The sequence below is a fragment of the Kitasatospora cinereorecta genome, from assembly GCF_024172095.1.
Taxonomy (GTDB): Bacteria; Actinomycetota; Actinomycetes; order Streptomycetales; family Streptomycetaceae; genus Kitasatospora; species Kitasatospora cinereorecta.
In genome coordinates, this window is record NZ_JAMZDX010000006.1 from 256,508 (window position 1) to 272,585 (window position 16,078).

Annotated in this window: 18 protein-coding genes, 1 tRNA gene and 1 other RNA gene; 4 read left to right on the forward strand and 16 right to left on the reverse strand. The window is 72.3% G+C overall.

Annotated elements, in window-relative coordinates; translation table 11 throughout:
- Positions 1-30: 30 nt before the first annotated feature.
- The 9 genes from FHR36_RS30460 to ffs form a co-directional block, all read right to left on the reverse strand.
- Complete coding sequence (locus tag FHR36_RS30460) at positions 31-1,254, reverse strand: hypothetical protein (protein WP_253802415.1); 1,224 nt, start codon at positions 1,252-1,254, stop codon at positions 31-33.
- The gene (locus FHR36_RS30465; RefSeq protein WP_253802418.1) at positions 1,247-1,774 is read right to left on the reverse strand and encodes a SigE family RNA polymerase sigma factor; all 528 of its coding nucleotides are present in this window, start codon (positions 1,772-1,774) and stop codon (positions 1,247-1,249) included. Before FHR36_RS30465 ends, FHR36_RS30460 begins: the two co-directional genes overlap by 8 nt.
- 221 nt (positions 1,775-1,995) lie before the next feature.
- Entirely contained in the window at positions 1,996-3,276 is a 1,281-nt protein-coding gene (locus FHR36_RS30470) for an aspartate kinase (protein WP_253802420.1), read from the reverse strand.
- A 292-nt stretch (positions 3,277-3,568) separates the two neighbouring features.
- Positions 3,569-4,213, reverse strand: a complete 645-nt coding sequence (locus tag FHR36_RS30475) for a DUF5063 domain-containing protein (RefSeq protein WP_253802421.1) — start codon at positions 4,211-4,213, stop codon at positions 3,569-3,571.
- Positions 4,206-4,805 carry a recombination mediator RecR gene (gene recR, locus FHR36_RS30480; protein ID WP_253802422.1) on the reverse strand — a complete coding sequence of 200 codons (600 nt, stop codon included), beginning with the start codon at positions 4,803-4,805 and terminating at the stop codon, positions 4,206-4,208. Before recR ends, FHR36_RS30475 begins: the two co-directional genes overlap by 8 nt.
- Before the next feature lie 198 nt (positions 4,806-5,003).
- A complete protein-coding gene (locus tag FHR36_RS30485; protein ID WP_301330947.1) occupies positions 5,004-5,315 on the reverse strand; it encodes a YbaB/EbfC family nucleoid-associated protein in 312 nt (103 codons plus the stop codon).
- 77 nt (positions 5,316-5,392) lie between these two features.
- Complete coding sequence (locus FHR36_RS30490) at positions 5,393-6,040, reverse strand: GNAT family N-acetyltransferase (RefSeq protein WP_253802424.1); 648 nt, start codon at positions 6,038-6,040, stop codon at positions 5,393-5,395.
- A 24-nt stretch (positions 6,041-6,064) separates the two neighbouring features.
- Positions 6,065-8,335 carry a DNA polymerase III subunit gamma and tau gene (locus tag FHR36_RS30495; protein WP_253802425.1) on the reverse strand — a complete coding sequence of 757 codons (2,271 nt, stop codon included), beginning with the start codon at positions 8,333-8,335 and terminating at the stop codon, positions 6,065-6,067.
- Between the two features lie 112 nt (positions 8,336-8,447).
- Positions 8,448-8,544: signal recognition particle sRNA small type (gene ffs, locus FHR36_RS30500), an RNA gene on the reverse strand.
- Between the two features lie 129 nt (positions 8,545-8,673).
- On the opposite strand from ffs, the gene FHR36_RS30505 reads away from it, so the two are divergent.
- Positions 8,674-8,758 (forward strand) — tRNA-Ser (locus tag FHR36_RS30505).
- 126 nt (positions 8,759-8,884) lie between these two features.
- Here FHR36_RS30505 and FHR36_RS30510 read toward each other — a convergent pair.
- From FHR36_RS30510 to FHR36_RS30520, 3 genes are all read right to left on the reverse strand, one after another.
- Positions 8,885-9,298, reverse strand: coding sequence for a PIN domain-containing protein (locus FHR36_RS30510; RefSeq protein WP_253802426.1), 414 nt, complete (start codon positions 9,296-9,298; stop codon positions 8,885-8,887).
- A complete protein-coding gene (locus FHR36_RS30515; protein ID WP_253802427.1) occupies positions 9,280-9,564 on the reverse strand; it encodes a hypothetical protein in 285 nt (94 codons plus the stop codon). The genes FHR36_RS30510 and FHR36_RS30515 overlap by 19 nt, the downstream gene beginning before the upstream one ends.
- Before the next feature lie 113 nt (positions 9,565-9,677).
- Positions 9,678-10,139 carry an SRPBCC family protein gene (locus FHR36_RS30520; protein ID WP_253802429.1) on the reverse strand — a complete coding sequence of 154 codons (462 nt, stop codon included), beginning with the start codon at positions 10,137-10,139 and terminating at the stop codon, positions 9,678-9,680.
- Positions 10,140-10,324: 185 nt separating this feature from the next.
- Here FHR36_RS30520 and FHR36_RS30525 point away from each other — a divergent pair, with 185 nt between their 5' ends.
- Positions 10,325-11,593, forward strand: coding sequence for an ATP-binding protein (locus FHR36_RS30525; RefSeq protein WP_253802431.1), 1,269 nt, complete (start codon positions 10,325-10,327; stop codon positions 11,591-11,593).
- Positions 11,594-11,662: 69 nt separating this feature from the next.
- Here the strand turns inward: FHR36_RS30525 and FHR36_RS30530 are convergent, their stop codons facing one another.
- The 3 genes from FHR36_RS30530 to FHR36_RS30540 form a co-directional block, all read right to left on the reverse strand.
- Complete coding sequence (locus FHR36_RS30530) at positions 11,663-11,908, reverse strand: hypothetical protein (protein WP_253802432.1); 246 nt, start codon at positions 11,906-11,908, stop codon at positions 11,663-11,665.
- Positions 11,909-11,966: 58 nt separating this feature from the next.
- Positions 11,967-12,455, reverse strand: coding sequence for a DUF5994 family protein (locus tag FHR36_RS30535; RefSeq protein WP_253802433.1), 489 nt, complete (start codon positions 12,453-12,455; stop codon positions 11,967-11,969).
- 143 nt (positions 12,456-12,598) lie between these two features.
- The gene (locus FHR36_RS30540) at positions 12,599-13,804 is read right to left on the reverse strand and encodes a PP2C family protein-serine/threonine phosphatase (protein WP_253802434.1); all 1,206 of its coding nucleotides are present in this window, start codon (positions 13,802-13,804) and stop codon (positions 12,599-12,601) included.
- A 421-nt stretch (positions 13,805-14,225) separates the two neighbouring features.
- On the opposite strand from FHR36_RS30540, the gene FHR36_RS30545 reads away from it, so the two are divergent.
- On the forward strand, positions 14,226-14,669 hold the full coding sequence (locus tag FHR36_RS30545) for a DUF5994 family protein (RefSeq protein ID WP_253802435.1): 444 nt from the start codon (positions 14,226-14,228) through the stop codon (positions 14,667-14,669).
- Positions 14,670-14,720: 51 nt separating this feature from the next.
- Here FHR36_RS30545 and FHR36_RS30550 read toward each other — a convergent pair whose 3' ends face one another.
- Complete coding sequence (locus FHR36_RS30550) at positions 14,721-15,173, reverse strand: CBS domain-containing protein (RefSeq protein ID WP_253802436.1); 453 nt, start codon at positions 15,171-15,173, stop codon at positions 14,721-14,723.
- Positions 15,174-15,456: 283 nt separating this feature from the next.
- On the opposite strand from FHR36_RS30550, the gene FHR36_RS30555 reads away from it, so the two are divergent.
- The gene (locus FHR36_RS30555; protein WP_301330951.1) at positions 15,457-15,903 is read left to right on the forward strand and encodes a DUF5994 family protein; all 447 of its coding nucleotides are present in this window, start codon (positions 15,457-15,459) and stop codon (positions 15,901-15,903) included.
- The last annotated feature ends 175 nt before the right edge of the window (positions 15,904-16,078 follow it).

Here is a 16,078-nt window from a genome sequence, read left to right on the forward strand (position 1 = left end):
CCACCCACATGAGGCCGGCCCGGCGGGTGGTCAGGTGCCCGTGGTGGACTGGGCGGTGGCCGAGGGCGCGGGGGTGGCGGTCGGGGCGGGTTCGGGAGCGGCCTGGTAGACGGTGCCGTCGCAGGCGCCCTTGAGGACCGCCGTGGCGACGGTCGGCCCGCCCGCGGACGGCGCGTAGCCGAGGGTGACGCCGCCACCGACGGTGGAGGGTGTGGGGGTGGGGCTGGCGGTGGACGGGGTGGACGGCGTCGGGCTGGTGCCGTCGCCGGGGCCGGCGCTGGGCGCGGCGGCCGGGGTGGTCCCGGGGCCCGGGCTGATCGCGACGGCCTGGACGGGCTGGGGGGCCAGCTGGGCGGTCGGTGCGGCCGTCGGGGCGTCGCAGGAGCGGGTCGGCACCCATCCGAAGCGGACCACGAACGACGCCCCCGGCGTGAGCAGCAGCTCCCGGGGCGCTCCGGCGGGGTCGGGCAGCCCGGTCGCCGGGTCCCCGGCGGTGTGGCCGACCACCCGGACGGATCCGCCTCCGGCGCCGCTCGCGGACGCCACGGCGAGCGTGCCGACCTCGGCGATGCGGCAGCTCTGGCTCGAGGTGTTGGCGAGCCGGAACCAGCCGTACATCCGTCCGCTGCCGTCGGCCGGGTCGACCCGGGAGTCGGCCCGGCCGAGGTCGGTGCCGGCGCAGGCGGGAGCGGCGGGGGTGCCCTCGGACGGCCCGCCGGAGGGGCTCGCGGCGGCGCTGGCGACGGACGCGCTCCCGCCGGTCGGTCCGCCGCCCGCGGCGGTCGGGTGCGGGAGCGGGGCGGTGGACGGTCCGCCGGGCGTGGCGTGGGCGGGGTGGCCGCCGTCGCCGGCGCCGATGGCGCCGATGCCGGAGTCCCCGGAGAGGTCGAAGAACGGGTCGACGCCGTGCAGGACGGGCAGGGAGGCGGCTGCGACCAGGGCGACGGCGGCGCCGGTCAGGGCGCCCCGGCGCCGGGCGCGGCGGCGGGGTACGGCGGCGCGCAGCCGGGGCAGGGCGGCCGGATCGGGTTCCACCATGGCGACGGACAGCCGCAGTCGGCTGCGCAGTTCGCGCTCGGTCAGCCCGTCCGGTCCGGCGAGGGGGCTGGCGCTGCCGCGCCGCTCGCCGAAGAACCGCTCACCTGACAGCCGCTCGCCGAAGAGCCGCTCGCCCGACGGCCGCTCGCCGGAGGGCCGTTCGCCCGACGGCCGCTCGCCGGGCGGCCGCGTTCCGTCGCGTCCGGCGTCAGTCATCGCTGCTCGCCATCAGCGTGCGCAGCGCCGCCAGTCCGCGCGAGCCGTACGCCTTCACCGAGCCGACGGAGATGCCGAGCACCTCCGCCACCTGAGCCTCGGTCAGATCCGCGTAGTAGCGCAGCACGAGCACCTCCCGCTGACGGCGTTGCAACCCCCGGAGCGCGGTTCGCAGTTGATCGCGCTCCAGCGCATCGTAGGCCCCTTCTTCTGCACTGGCCATGTCAGGCATGGGCTTGGGCAGCAGTCGCAGGCCGAGGATCCGGCGTTTGAGAGTGGACCGGGAGAGGTTGACCACGGTCTGCCGCAGATAGGCCAGGGTCTTCTCCGGGTCGCGGACCCGACGCCGGGCGGCGTGCACCCGGATGAAGGCTTCCTGGACGACGTCCTCGCACGAGGAGAGGTCGTCGAGCAGCAGGGCGGCCAACCGCAGCAGTGAGCGGTAGTGGGCCTGGTAGGTCTCGGTGAGCTGATCGACGCTGGCCCCGGTCGCGTCCGCTGCCGCCGCAGCAAGGCCCATCCGACTATCGGCCGGCCATCGGGCCGCCCCGGGCAGTGAGACCACGCCCACTGCCGTCCCCATCACGTTCACCACGCCTGTTGGACACTCGATCCCCTGTCCTGGTTGCCCTGACCTGGGGGGCATTCTTCCGCACAAGGGGAATCCCCCTCCAGGGCCCGCGGCCCTGGAAGGGGATTCTGACAGACTGTCGCGCCGACGGGGCGCCGGAAGCACTAAGCTCAGCGGCCCGTTCCGCCGTAGACGACGGCCTCGTCACTGTCGCTGTCCAGGCCGAACGCGGTGTGCACGGCGCGGACGGCCTCCGGCACGTCCTCGGCGCGGGTGACCACCGAGATGCGGATCTCCGAGGTGGAGATCAGCTCGATGTTGACGCCGGCCTCGGAGAGCGCCTCGAAGAACGTGGCGGTGACGCCCGGGTTGGAGCGCATGCCGGCGCCGACCAGCGAGATCTTGCCGATCGCGTCGTCGTAGCGCAGCGACTCGTAGCCGATGCCGTCCTTGACCCGGCCGAGCGCGTCGATCGCCTTCTGGCCCTCGGTCTTGGGGAGGGTGAAGGTGATGTCGGTCAGACCGGTGGAGGTGGCGGAGACGTTCTGCACCACCATGTCGATGTTGACCTCGGCGTCCGCGATGGCGCGGAAGATCCGGGCCGCCTCACCCGGCTTGTCGGGCACGCCGACGACCGTGATCTTGGCCTCGGACGTGTCGTGGGCGACTCCGGAGATGATGGCCTGCTCCATCTCGCCCCCTTCGGGCTTGTTCGGGTTGTCGTTGCTGACGATCGTCCCCGGAAGACCGGAGAAGGACGAGCGTACGTGAATCGGGATGTTGTAGCGCCGCGCGTACTCCACACAGCGGTCCAGGAGCACCTTGGAGCCGGACGAGGCCAGCTCCAGCATGTCCTCGAAGGCGATCCAGTCGATCTTCCGCGCCTTCTTGACCACGCGCGGGTCGGCGGTGAACACGCCGTCCACGTCGGTGTAGATCTCGCAGACCTCGGCACCGAGCGCGGCGGCCAGGGCGACGGCGGTGGTGTCGGAGCCGCCGCGGCCGAGCGTGGTGATGTCCTTGGAGACCTGGGACACGCCCTGGAAGCCGGCCACGATCGCGACGTTGCCCTCGTCCAGGGCGTTGCGGATGCGGCCCGGCGTCACGTCGATGATGCGCGCCTTGTTGTGCGTCGAGTCGGTGATCACACCGGCCTGGCTGCCCGTGAAGGACTGGGCGTCGAAGCCCAGCGTTTTGATCGCCATGGCCAGCAGCGCCATGGAGATGCGCTCTCCGGCGGTCAGCAGCATGTCGAACTCACGGCCGGACGGAATAGGGGTCACCTGTTCCGCGAGTTCGATGAGCTCGTCCGTGGTGTCACCCATCGCGGAGACCACGACGACGACCTCATGGCCGGCCTTCCTGGTGTCCACGATTCGGCGGGCGACGCGCTTGATGCCCTCGGCATCCGCGACGGATGAGCCGCCGTACTTCTGCACGACAAGGCCCACGGGGGCTCCTCGACTTGGGGTTGTCTGGTCCTCGCCAGTCTAACGAGCGGGTTCCGCCCGGCCGGCCCCATCCGCATCGTGAGACATCGGTATCGATCAGTGGGCACCGGGTTCCGGCAGGTCTCCGGGCCGACCGACCGGGGCCCGAAGAATTGCCGGGACCGCGGCCCGGGGCGGACCGGATCTCCCGACCGCCGGAAATTCTGACGACTGCGTCACACCGGGATCATCGGCACCGGCACCAGCGCCGGCCCGGGGGATCCGGACGCCCGGGGATCCGGACGCCCGGGGATCAGGTGCCCAGCTCGGCGGCCATCAGGTCGCCCGCCTGCTGCTCCAACTGCTCGTCGGTCAGTCCGTCGTTGTCGGTGTCCGCCCCGTCCGGCGCCGCGCCGATCGGGCTGTCCAGCCGGACGTGCGCGATCAGCGACTGGAGCGCCCGCAGCACCGCGGTGCAGGTCGAGCCCCAGTTGGACAGGTACGAGAACTGCCACCACCACAGCGCCTCGCTGACCCGGCCCTCGCGGTAGTGGGTCAGGCCGTGCCGCAGCTCGCTGACCACCCCCGCCAGGTCGTCGGAGATCCGGAAGGCGCTCGGCTTCTCCGGCGGGCCGTACGGGTCGAAGACCTCGTGGTAGACGTCGATCGGGGAGAGCAGCTCGGCGAGGCGCTCGCGCAGCTCGACACCGTCCGGCTCCGGACCGGTGTCCGGCTCGAAGCGGTCATCCGGCACGACGTCCTCGATCGCGCCCAGCCGGCCGCCGGCCAGCAGCAGCTGCGACACCTCCAGCAGCAGCAGCGAGATCGCGCTGCCCGGCTCGTCGCCCTTGGCGACCTCGGTGACGGCGAGCACGAAGCTCTCCACCGAGTCGGCGATCTGGACGGCGAAGTCGTCGGGCTCGTCGGTGTGCGTGAGGCTTTGGGTTCGGTCAGACATCGAGCAGTCGTCTCCCTTCGAAGGCCCGGCCGAGGGTGACCTCGTCCGCGTACTCCAAGTCCCCGCCGACGGGCAGACCGCTCGCCAGCCGGGTGACCTTGAGGCCCATCGGCTTGCACAGCCGGGCCAGGTAGGTCGCGGTCGCCTCCCCCTCCAGGTTGGGGTCGGTGGCCAGGATCAGCTCGGTCACCGTGCCGTCCGCGAGCCTCGTCATCAGCTCGCGGATCCGCAGGTCGTCCGGGCCGACACCCTCGATCGGGCTGATCGCGCCGCCCAGCACGTGGTAGCGGCCGCGGAACTCCCGGGTGCGCTCGATCGCGACGACGTCCTTGGGCTCCTCGACCACGCAGATCACCGCGAGGTCGCGGCGCGGGTCCAGACAGACCCGGCACTGCTCGGCCTCCGCGACGTTGCCGCACACCACGCAGAACCGCACCCGGTCCTTGACCTCCAGCAGCGCGTGCGCCAGCCGCCGGACGTCGGTCGGGTCGGCCTGCAGCACGTGGAAGGCGATCCGCTGCGCGCTCTTGGGCCCGACGCCGGGCAGCCTGCCCAGCTCGTCGATCAGGTCCTGAACCACGCCCTCGTACAACGTCGCGCCTTCCTTCGGCCTGGGGAGCGCCGTGCTCCGGTGCCATCATCCAACGAATCGGGCGTCGGGCACACTGCCCGACGCCCGACTAGCTCATAAATCACACAATGCGTTCGGAGTCCCACGGAATCCGAACCATCGCTGTCGGCCGATGCCAGATCGGCCGGTGTCTGAACCGCCGGTGCAGAAAGGCCGGTGTCAGAACGGCAGACCGGGGATGCCGCCGCCCAGGCCCTGGGTCAGCGGGCCCATCCGCTCCGCCTGCAGCTTCTGCGCCGCCGCGGTGGCGTCCCGCACGGCCGCGAGCACCAGGTCCGCCAGGGTCTCGGTGTCCTCCGGGTCGACCGCGGCCGGCGCGATGGTCAGCGCCACCAGCTCGCCCGCACCCGTCACCGTCGCCTCGACCAGACCGCCGCCCGCCGAACCGCTCACCTTCGTCTCGGCCAGCTCCTTCTGAGCCTTGCCGAGCTCCTCCTGCATCTTCTGCGCCTGCTTGAGCAGCTGCTGCATGTTGGGCTGGCCACCAGGGAACACGGTTCTCCGATCCTCGATCTCTGCGCTTCGTCCTGCGTTCTTCGCGATCGAGCCTACGCGCCCCGAACGGCCCGCAGGTCCAACTCCAGCTCCAGCAGCCGCGCCGCCGGATCCAGCGGGTACGGCCGGGTCAGACCGGACGGCGCGAAGCCGTGACGCCGGTAGAAGGCGCGCGCCCGGGCGTTCTCCTCGTGCACCTCCAGCACGGCCCGATCGGCTCCGGACTGCTCCCGCGCCCACTCCAGCGTGGCCGTCAGCAGCTGATCCGCCGGGCCGCGCTCCGATGCGCCGGCCCGGCGGGCGGCGCCACCCCGGTGGTCCGGGTGCACCCAGACGCTGACCACCTTGATCACGGCCTCGGGACGTCGGCGCGGCACCTCGTCCGGCCGGACGTCGTCCCGGCGCTGCCACGCCTCGGCCGCCGGGAGCGGGTCGGGGCCGGCCGGGCCGGCCGGCAGCCGGGTCACCCCGTACGCGCCCGCCATGCCCACCCAGTCGCCGTCCGCGCCCACGGCGGCCAGACCGACGGCGTTCGGCCAGGACTGGCGCTCGGCCCGCAGCCGCCACTCCGCCTCGGGCAGCGCCGCGGCATCCTCGTACCGCTCGCCGAACGCCGCCGGGGCGTCGGCCAGCATCGCCAGCCGGACCTCGCGATACCGCTCCCAGTCCGCCGGCTCGATCCGCCGTACGGTGATGCCCATCCCGCTCCCCTCGGTCCGGCCCGCTCAGTTGCCGTGGTGGATCTCCTCGAGCACCGTGGCACCCAACTCGCGGACGATCAGGTCCTGAGCGGAGAACGCGTCCTCCTTGAGATCCGGGTCGTCGTCCTCCGGGATGTCGTCCTCCGGCGCCACCTGCGGCTGCGGCGGCATCGCCGGCCGCGGGGCCGGCGGGCCGGACGGCTGCTGCGCCACCGACTGGCCGCCCCCGGCCGGCTGCTGGGCCTGCGACGGCTGGGGCTGCGGCTGGGTCGGCGGCGCCTGGTGCACCGGCGGAGCCACCGGGGGTGCGGCCTGCGCGGCCGGACGCGGTGCCGTGTCCCAGCCGCCACCGCCCTGCGGCGGCATCCCGCCACCGCCCGGCGAACCGCCACCGGAGAACCCGCCACCGACAGGCCCGCCACCGCTGAAGCCGCCCGCACCGCCGGAGAACCCGCCACCACCGCCGACCGGGCCGCCCGTACCACCGCTGGACCCGCCGGACGGGTCGACGATGCACTCCACCCGCCAGTCCACGCCCAGCGCGTCGGCCAGCGCCTGCTTCAACACGTCGTCGCTGTGGCTGCCCACGAAGCTGTCCCGGGCGCCCGCGTTGACGAACGACACCTGCAGCACGCTGCCGTCGAAGCCCGCCACCTGGCCGTTCTGGCTGAGCAGGATCCAGGTGAAGCGTCGGCGGTTCTTCACCGCGTCGAGGATCTGCGGCCACATCTGCCGGATCTGCGCCGCGCCCTGCTGCGCGGCCACCGACGGCTGCGCGGCGGCGGGCTGCGGCGGCGCGACCGGGGCCGGGGCAGGGGCCGGTTCCGCCGGCGCTGGCGTTGCTGCCGGAGCCGCCGCGGCCGGCTGGACCGGGGCCGGGGCCGCCGCACCGCCCGCTGCCTCACCCGGCGTACCGAAGCTGCGCGGAATCGGCCACGCCCCGGGCGCCGGCCCGGCGGGAGCCGTCGGCGCCGCCTGCACCGGAGCCGGCTGGGCCACGGGCGCCTGCGCGACCGGAGCCTGCACGGCCTGGGCCTGCACAGCCTGAGCCTGAACCTGGACCGGCTCCCCCGCACCCGCCGGGAACCCACCCACCGGCTGCTGGAACCCGCCCATCGGCGCCGCGAACCCGCCCGCCGCCGCCCGGCGCTCCAGCTTGTCCAGCCGCGCCTGCAACGAGAGTTCGTCGCTGTACGCACCGGGCAGCATCACCCGGGCGCAGATCAGTTCGAGCTGCATCCGGGGCGCCGCATTGCCGCGCATCTCGGTCAGCCCGGTGTTGACGATGTCCGCGGCACGGCTGAGCTCGGCGGCGCCGAAGCGGTCCGCCTGCGCCTGCATGATCGCGACCCGGTCGGCCGGGGCGTCGATCAGCCCCTTCTCCCCCGCGTCCGGCACTGTGGCGAGGATCACCAGGTCGCGCAGCCGCTCCAGCAGGTCCGTCACGAACCGCCGCGGGTCGTGCCCGCCCTCGACCACCCGGTCGATCACCTGGAAGACCGTCGCCCCATCCTGCACGGCGAACGCGTCCACCACCTCGTCCAGCAGCGCCGAGTCCGTGTACCCCAGCAGCGCGGTCGCCATGCCGTACGTGACACCGGCCTCGCCGGCGCCCGCCAGCAGCTGGTCCATCACCGACATCGAGTCACGCACCGAACCCGCGCCCGCCCGCACCACCAGCGGGAACACCGAGTCCTCGACCTGGATGCCCTCGCGCCCGCAGACCTCGGTCAGGTAGTCGCGCAGCGTCCCCGGCGGCACCAACCGGAACGGGTAGTGGTGGGTACGGGACCGGATCGTCCCGATCACCTTCTCCGGCTCCGTCGTGGCGAAGATGAACTTGAGGTGCTCCGGCGGCTCCTCCACCACCTTCAGCAGTGCGTTGAAGCCGGCCGAGGTCACCATGTGCGCCTCGTCCAGGATGAAGATCTTGTACCGGCTGTGCACCGGCGCGAAGAACGCCCGCTCGCGCAGCTCGCGCGCGTCGTCCACACCGCCGTGCGAGGCGGCGTCGATCTCGATCACGTCGATCGAGCCGGGCCCGCCGGTCGCCAGGTCGCGGCACGACTGGCACTCGCCGCACGGCGTCGGCGTCGGGCCCTGCTCGCAGTTGAGGCAGCGCGCCAGGATGCGGGCGCTGGTCGTCTTGCCGCAGCCGCGCGGGCCGCTGAACAGGTACGCGTGATTGACCCGGTTGTTGCGCAGGGCCTGTTGGAGCGGAGCGGTCACGTGCTCCTGCCCGATGACCTCCGCGAAGGTCTCGGGGCGGTAGCGGCGGTACAGGGCTAGGGACACGCCACCGACGATATCGGGACGGACGGACAAACGCGCCGTCCCCGGGCCCCGGGCCCCACCCGGCCCCCGCCCGCGACCGTCCTCCGACCAGCCCGCCGACCGGCCCCGGAAACGCAAGGACCCCTCGCGCACCCGCCAGAGCCCTCCTACCCTTGCTGCCTTCCGGCCCTGGGGGAGTTCAGAGAGATAGCGCCACACGAGGGGCTGCCCCCAGAGTAGCGGATCCCGGCCCCCGTCAGGGCCACCCACCCCCATCTCCGATCCGCAGGCCACCTCCCACGACCACCTGCGGGATAGCGGTTCGCGAGCACCCCTCGACATGTACTAAGCTCTCCCACGGAGGATTCGCCTAGAGGCCTAGGGCGCACGCTTGGAAAGCGTGTTGGGGGCAACCCCTCACGAGTTCGAATCTCGTATCCTCCGCCTTCGCCCGCCAGGGCAAACGAAAGGCCCCGACCGCTCAGCGGTCGGGGCCTTCGTCGTTCCCTGGTCTGGGCAGACCGGCACAAAGCATTGCCGCCAATTCGAAGCCCTGGCGAACGGCGACTGTCAGACAGCCACGAGTCGGACGCGATCACCGCAGAGCTTGGTCATGTCGTCGATGTCCGAGGTCAGCAGGACGACCGGTCGCTGCTGCCGCACCGCCATCTCGGCCACCGCCGCGTCGATCGCGTACGTGTGGCCGTGAAGACCTGCGGCGATCAACATCGCGGAAGCCGCACGGGCCTCCTCGTCGCCCACCTGCACGATCCGCAGCCCGGAAAGGATCCATCGGAGGCGGACCTGGTCCGTACGGCTGTGCACGGCCTCGATGATGGTCAACGCGCTGACCACCACCTCCATGCCCCGTTTGCGGGCCTCCGCGACCAGCGCGACGGCCGGCTCGTGGTCGTTGAGCAGCTTGGAGAGGCCCTCGGAGTCGAGTACCAGGGTGCCCTCATGGCTCAGCTTGCGACGGGCCATCCGCCCTCCTCGGCGAACACCTCGTCGAAGACCTGCCGGGCCCGATCCTGCTCCGCCGCCGAGATCGGCCCCTGTCGGCGCTCGTAGTCGGCCAGGTACTCGTCCAGGATCTGGCCCCGCAGCTCCCGCTCCACAGCGGCAGCGATGAACGCCGAGAACTCACGCTTGCCGACCCGCCGGCGGATCGCCTCGGCCGTACCTTCAGGCAGGGAGAGGCTGACCCTGGTGGCCGGCCCCTCGCCGATGCTGTAGGGCGTCTCAGTCATGGGACCAGATTATCAAAGGAGTAGGAAGACGGGCCGTGATCCGGCGGGCGGGAGAGTCGGCTGATGGACTCCCCGGGGGACGTACCTGAGCTCTTGCCGTGGGCCCGCCCGCCTCAGTGGCTGCCGTCGAGCCGCCGGGCCAGCACCCGGCCACGCTCGGCCTGGACTGCTCCGGCCTTCCCGGCCGCGTAGCGGAGGAGGCCTAGCGGGGCGTGCAGCCGCAGTCGGTCGACCACCCGGGAGCCACCGCCGGCTCGGGCGGTGAGGGCGAACCGGTAGTCCATCCGCACACCACCAGGACTGACCACCTCGCCGCTGACCGTCGCCTCGTCCGGCAGCCGGGCGTCCTCGGTGCGCAGGCTGACCTGGATGACGTTGTCGTGCCGGACCAGCCCCAGGAACCGGAACCGCTCGACGGCCACGTAGTGGGTGACCCCGCCCTCGCGGCGCACGTCCCGCACGTCCACGAGCAACGGGGAGAGCCCGATGTAGTTCCGGGGGTCCGCCAGATGCGCAAGCACGGCGGCGGGCGTCGCCGCGATGTCGTAGCTGCGGCTCAGTTCGGTGCTGGGCACGTCCGACTCCCCTGTCCGGTGCGGCTCCGGCCGTCGTCGTGGACCCGGAGCGATCGGTGGATCGTCGCACCTCCCCGCAGACTCCGAAAGACCGTCGCCCTTCCGGGCGGGCGGCCACGCAGGGGTCGGCCGATGATGGGAGAGGTCCGGGGTACGAGTCCAGGGCACGATGTCGAGAGCGGCGGATGGCTGAATGGCATGTCCGGGAATTCACCCCGGACGATCTCGAAGCGGTGGTACGGCTCGACGGTGAGAGCGCCACCACGGACCTCCCCGCCGTCTTCCGCCTCTCCGATGTCATCGCCGCGTTGCAGGCGCGGGATCCGAGCGTCGTCGTGGTGGCCGACGGGCATCTCGTGGGTGCGGCGGTGGGCCGGGTGGTCGGGGACCGGGCCTGGGTACTGCGCATCGCGCTGCACCCCGCCTGGCGGAACCTGGGTGTGGGTACCGCGCTGTTGTCCGCGTTGGAGCGTCGTCTGCGGGACGCCGGCGCCAGGATCGTCGCAGCGCTGTTGCCCGAGGAGGAGACCGGTGCCACGGCCCTGGTCAATTCCGGGTTCCGGGCCCGCCGGGGCCTGACGTACTTCGAGAAGTCGGAGGCCGTCGGCGCCCAGAGCACGACGGTCCTGGCCATGCTGGGCGCGGTCATGCCCGAAGCCCGCCTCTGGGAGCAGCTCACCGGCATGGCCGACGAGAAGCGGCTCATCGAACGGCGCCTGGTGCTGCCGCTGGCCAATCCCGAGCTGGCGGACGCGCACGGCGTGGAACCGCCCCGGGCGGTCGTGCTGTTCGGTCCGCCGGGCACGGGCAAGAGCACCTTCGCCAAGGCCGTGGCCGGCCGGCTCGGCTGGCCGTTCGTCGAGCTCTTCCCCTCCCGGCTCACGTCCGAGAACGGGCTGGCCACCGGACTCGGCCGCCGCTTCGAGGAGGTGGCCCAGCTCGACCACGTGTTGCTCTTCATCGACGAGGTCGAGGAGGTCGCCGGTACGCGCAGCCTCGCCGCCCCCGCTTCGGTCGCCGTGGTCAACGAACTCCTCAAGTCGATCGTGCGGTTCCGCGACCGTGACGGTCGGCTCCTGGTCTGCGCCACCAATTCGGTGGCCGCCCTGGACCCCGCCTTCCTGCGCCACGGCCGCTTCGACTACGTGATGCCGGTCGGTCCGCCCGACTCGCCGGCCCGGGACGCGCTGTGGACCGGCTACACGGCGAAGACCGGTACCGCGGCCGACACGGCGGTCCTCGCCGAAGCCAGCGAGGGCTTCACTCCGGCCGACATCAGGCAGGTCGCCATGGCGGTCGCCCAGAGCGCTTTCGAGCGCACGCTCGACACGGGGCAGCGGACCCCACCCAGTACTCAGGACTATCTGGATGCCATCCACCGCACCCGTCCGACCGTCTCCGAGGAGATGGCCCGGGAGTTCGCCGACCAGGCGGTCCACTACGGGCGGGTCTGACGGCCCGTCCCCGTCGTGCCGTGATGTCCGTCCGACGGCGTACGGGCCGGCCGACCGGGCGGATCGCCGTCAGTAAGCGGAGCCGCTTCGCAGGTAGGTGCCCTCGACCTGAAGCCAAGCCCCGGGGCTGAAGCACGTCTCGATCTGGTGCGGCGTGTCCTCGAAGACCCTCAGGACGCGCAGCGCGCCGCTCGGATGGAGGTCGTACTCGAAGGTGAGGCCGTCCGCGACGTCCTCGTACTGCAGGTCCAGCGGCCCCGTCGACGGCTCCGCCGGTACCCGGGCCTCGGCCGAGAGTTTCACATGGACGGACATCTCCATCCCGCCTTTCTGCCTGCCCGAGGAGCCCGGCCCGCTCGGCGGCCGGCCCCACTTACGCCTCGGCCGGTGGCTGGGAGCCGATGCCGGTGGCGATGAGGATCTGCCGTGCCGAGTCGGTTCCGCCGGTCCTGACCGCGCGCGCCATCGCGGCCAGGGCCGCCTCCTGGTTCGCCTGCGGGGGGACCACGAGGAGGCTGAAGTGGTCGCGCTCGCCCCTCGTGATGATCACCGTGTCGTCGCCGACCGGGTACCGGTCGAGGTGCACCGACCGGCCGTCGACGACCAGGCTGGCCGGGACGTCGTCCCAGGCGTCGGCATCCAGACCGACGCTGGCCACGGGGCCGAGGTGCTCGGTCAACGCACGGACCAGTCCGGGGAGTTCGGCTGCGATGTTCCGTGAACGCGGCCACCACGCGCCGTCGAGGACGCCCTCACGCGACTGTGTGGTCTCCAGCCGTAGCAACACCGTCCCCGGCTTCGCGGCCTGCCTGAACCGGTCCGGCAGGAACCCGTAGTGCGAGGCGCTGGTCGTGTCCGACATCGCTTCCCCTGTCCCGGTGGCACGGGCCCGGCTGGCTTGCGAAGCCCGGGGCGACGGCTCGAACCGCGCCCGTGTCCCCACGGTACTCCGCCCGTACCGGGCCGACCCGGCCGGTCATGAGAGACCCGGCGGGGTACGGCGTCTCAGCGCCACTCGATCAGGAACAGGGTGGCGTCGTCGCTCGTGCGACCGCCCCGTTTCTCCTTCAGGGTGTGGGAGAGCGCGCGCACCATCGCCCGCACGTTGACCTGCGAGTGCTCGACCCGGTTGACCCAGGCGATGAGCTGTTCCTCCCCGAACTGCTCACCACCCGCCTCGCGCTCCTCGACCAGGCCGTCGGTGAAGCACAGGACCCGGTCACCGTGCCGCAGCACCCGCTCGCTGATCACCGGCTGCTCGCCTCCGAATCCGACCGGCAGGGTGGTGGCGCTCTCCAGGCGCTCGACGACGACGTGGCCGCGGATCAGCAGCGGCTGAGGATGACCGGCATTGACCCATTGGAGGTGGCCGGTGGCGGTGTCGAGGCGCATCATCTGAGCGGTGACGAAGTGGTCGGGACCGAACTGCTCGGCGACAGCCCGGTCCATGAAGGCGTAGATCTCGGCCAGTCCGATGTCGGCGCGGCGGGCGTGCCGGTACGCACCGATCGCGACGGTCGCCATGGTGGCGGCGTCCAAGCCGTGGCCCATGGCGTCGATCGTGGCCACGTGCAGCACGTCGTCGTTGAGCGCGTAGTCGAAGCTGTCACCGGCCACCTGGTAGGCGGGCTCCAGGATGCCGGCCACCGCGACCTGCGGGACGGTCATCGACAGCGGCGGCAGCAGGGACCACTGGATCTCCGCGGCCACACTCATCGGCTCCAGGCGCCGTGCCTGGAAGATCCGGTCGGTGTAGCCGCTCTTGGTGATCAGCAGATCCGCGACCAGGGCGGCGAAGCGGCGCAGAAGCCGCCGGTCGTCGTCGTCGACGGCCTCCAGAGTCAGGGCCAGCACCCCCACCTCGTCGCCGCCGTCCAGCAAGGGCAGGTACAGCCGTACCCCGTCGGCCTGCGGCACTTCGACGGGAACACCGCGCAGGAAGGCCTCACCCGCAGGAGAGCCGTCGATCCGCACCGGCTCCCCGGCGGACAGCCCCCACCCCGGCAGCGGCGCCAGCACCAGCTGGCCGTAATCCTGCAGCAGGAGCGCCGGGTCGCGGCCGCCGAACCCGCGCACCACGTCGGTGACCAGTGGGGCGATCAGCTGAGGCGGCAACTCATGGGCGCGATCGAGCAGTGCGCCCAGTATGCGTTCGCCGTGCCCCTCCGACCGGTCCGGCCCGACTGCGCCGGACGATCGCTCACCCCTCATCCTCGCTCACCACCGTCCTGCTCCCGTCGCGGGCGCTCGGCACCGGTTCGATCGCCCTGACACCTCGCTGCAGTTCGCCGGGCGGCTCCTTCCATTACGCCCGACGACGGTGCATTGCGCTCCCGGTCGCTCTCCCGCCCCACCGGCATCACCGCCGGGCCGGGCGGATGGGCCGACGGCGGCCGGAACCGCAATCGCAACCGCGGCCAGGAGTAGCCTGGACGCCACTGGAGGCATCTCGTATGCCGGCACCCGAACACCGGCGTCGTCTCCGGCGAACGGCTACCCCGGACCCGACCCGGTCGGGTCCGAAGACGGGTCCTCGACCATGAAGGCGATCCTCGATCGCACGATCACACCCAGCTCATCCGGCTGCGCCGTGCGGCTGTCCCTGACGTCCGAGGGCCTGAGACCCGGCCGGTTGGACGGGGCCTGGTGGCCCCGGTGCGGTGACCTCCTTCTCGAACTCCCCGCCCTGGCGGCCGAGATCGACGAACGGTGGGGCCGGATCACCCGGATCACCGTGAATCCCGCGCAGTGGCCGGTCATCCCCCGGCGGATCCCGGTCGCGGGCCACGTCGTCCACGCGGGCTGGTTCACCACCGAGCAGGACAAGCACATGATCATGGTCCGCTCGTATGCCCCTCGGCGGCTGGACCTGCTGGTCGTCCCGCCACAGACGGATGCCGTCGACGCGGCCCGGCTCATGGTCGAGGCCGCTGATCCCGCGAACACCAGGACCGCGAGCGAACTGCTCGCCATGGAACCGGAACGGCGGGCGAAGGGGCTGGAGCCCCTCAACGGAACGGTCCGGCGGGCGGAACTCGCGCGCACGCAGGCCGCGTACCGGGCGGTGGGCAGGTAGACGGCGGCCGGGGCACCGCTTCCGGCAGGCGCCCCGGTGGGGGAACACCCGTCAGCAGGAGCCCGCGTGAGCCGGCGGTACGGCGAGGAGGACTGCGGCGCGGTCCGCGGTGAGGATGCCGAGGAGGTAGCCGTCCTCGTCGACGACCGGCCAGATGGTCAGCCGCTTGACCCGCATGGCGATGGCTGCGAGAGCGAGGCCCATGGTGGGCCAGGCGAACGGGCCGCGCTGGTGGGAGGTGGCGCCGACCACGATCCGATCGGTGGACCAGGAACGGATCCGGAAGGAACGCAGCCCGGTCCGGGTGACGACTCCTTCACAGCGGCCGTCGTGGTCACGGACCAGCAGGTACTCCACATCCGCACTGCGCAGGATGTCGTTGGCCCGGTCGACCGTACTGTCGTCGGTGATCTGGTAGTCCCACGGTTCCATCGCGTCGGCGACCGTGAGTCCGCGGCCGGGCCTGGCCGGCCGTGGGGCATCAGGGGTGCGGGTGGCGGTCACGGGGTCACCGTTTCCTCTCCGGCCGCCCCCCGGGAGGCCGGGGCATTCGTTCACCCAGAACGAGGCCGGAACGAGTACCGGGATACGGGATGCCCTGGATGCCTTCGATGCTACTCCCGGCCACTCCCGCGTCGGCCGCCCGGAACGGGCCGACGCGGGTCGGCGCGCGCCTGCGCGGAGTACCGTGGAAGACAACCGAGGACATTCCGCACACCGGCACCAGCGTCGACGTCGCCCTAGGTCATGACATGGTCCCCACGGACCGGACGGGCGGCCCACCGTGATGCAGATACCTCTCCCAGTCCCTTCCGCACCCGGTCCATGGTCGGTGCCCGGGGCTCCCCTGCTGCCACGTCTGGCGCTGGAGCCGACCATGTCCCGCGAGGGCGTGTTCGACGGCGCGTGGTGGCCCCGGACGACCGACCTCGTCGCCGAACTGCCCGACCTGATCACCGCGCTCGGCGCCCATCTCGGCCGTATCGTCCGGGTCGGCCTCGACACCCCGGCCTGGGACGACGTGCCCCGGTCCGTTGTGGTGCAGGGCGTCATGATCAGGATCAACTGGTTCGGCGGCAGCGACGCCACGATCAGCATCACCCGAGGGTTCCAGGACCACTTCCTGCTCCTGGTGGTGCCGCCGGGCACACTGCCGACGACCGCCGTCTCGGCGATGGCCGGAGCGTCCGCGACCGGCAACCGCACGCCGGCGGCGGAACTCCTGCTCGGATGAGCGGCCCGCCGGGGTCGACCCGGCGATGAGCGGTTGCTCGCCGAACCGCCCGCCGAACCGCCCGCCACCGGCCCCCGTCCGTTGCCCTGGGCCCGGTGCCGGTGTTCGGTGGCGGGTGTCGGCTGCGCGGGCCCCGGGCACGCAGACATCGAGCACCAAGTGGCGCATGATGAGC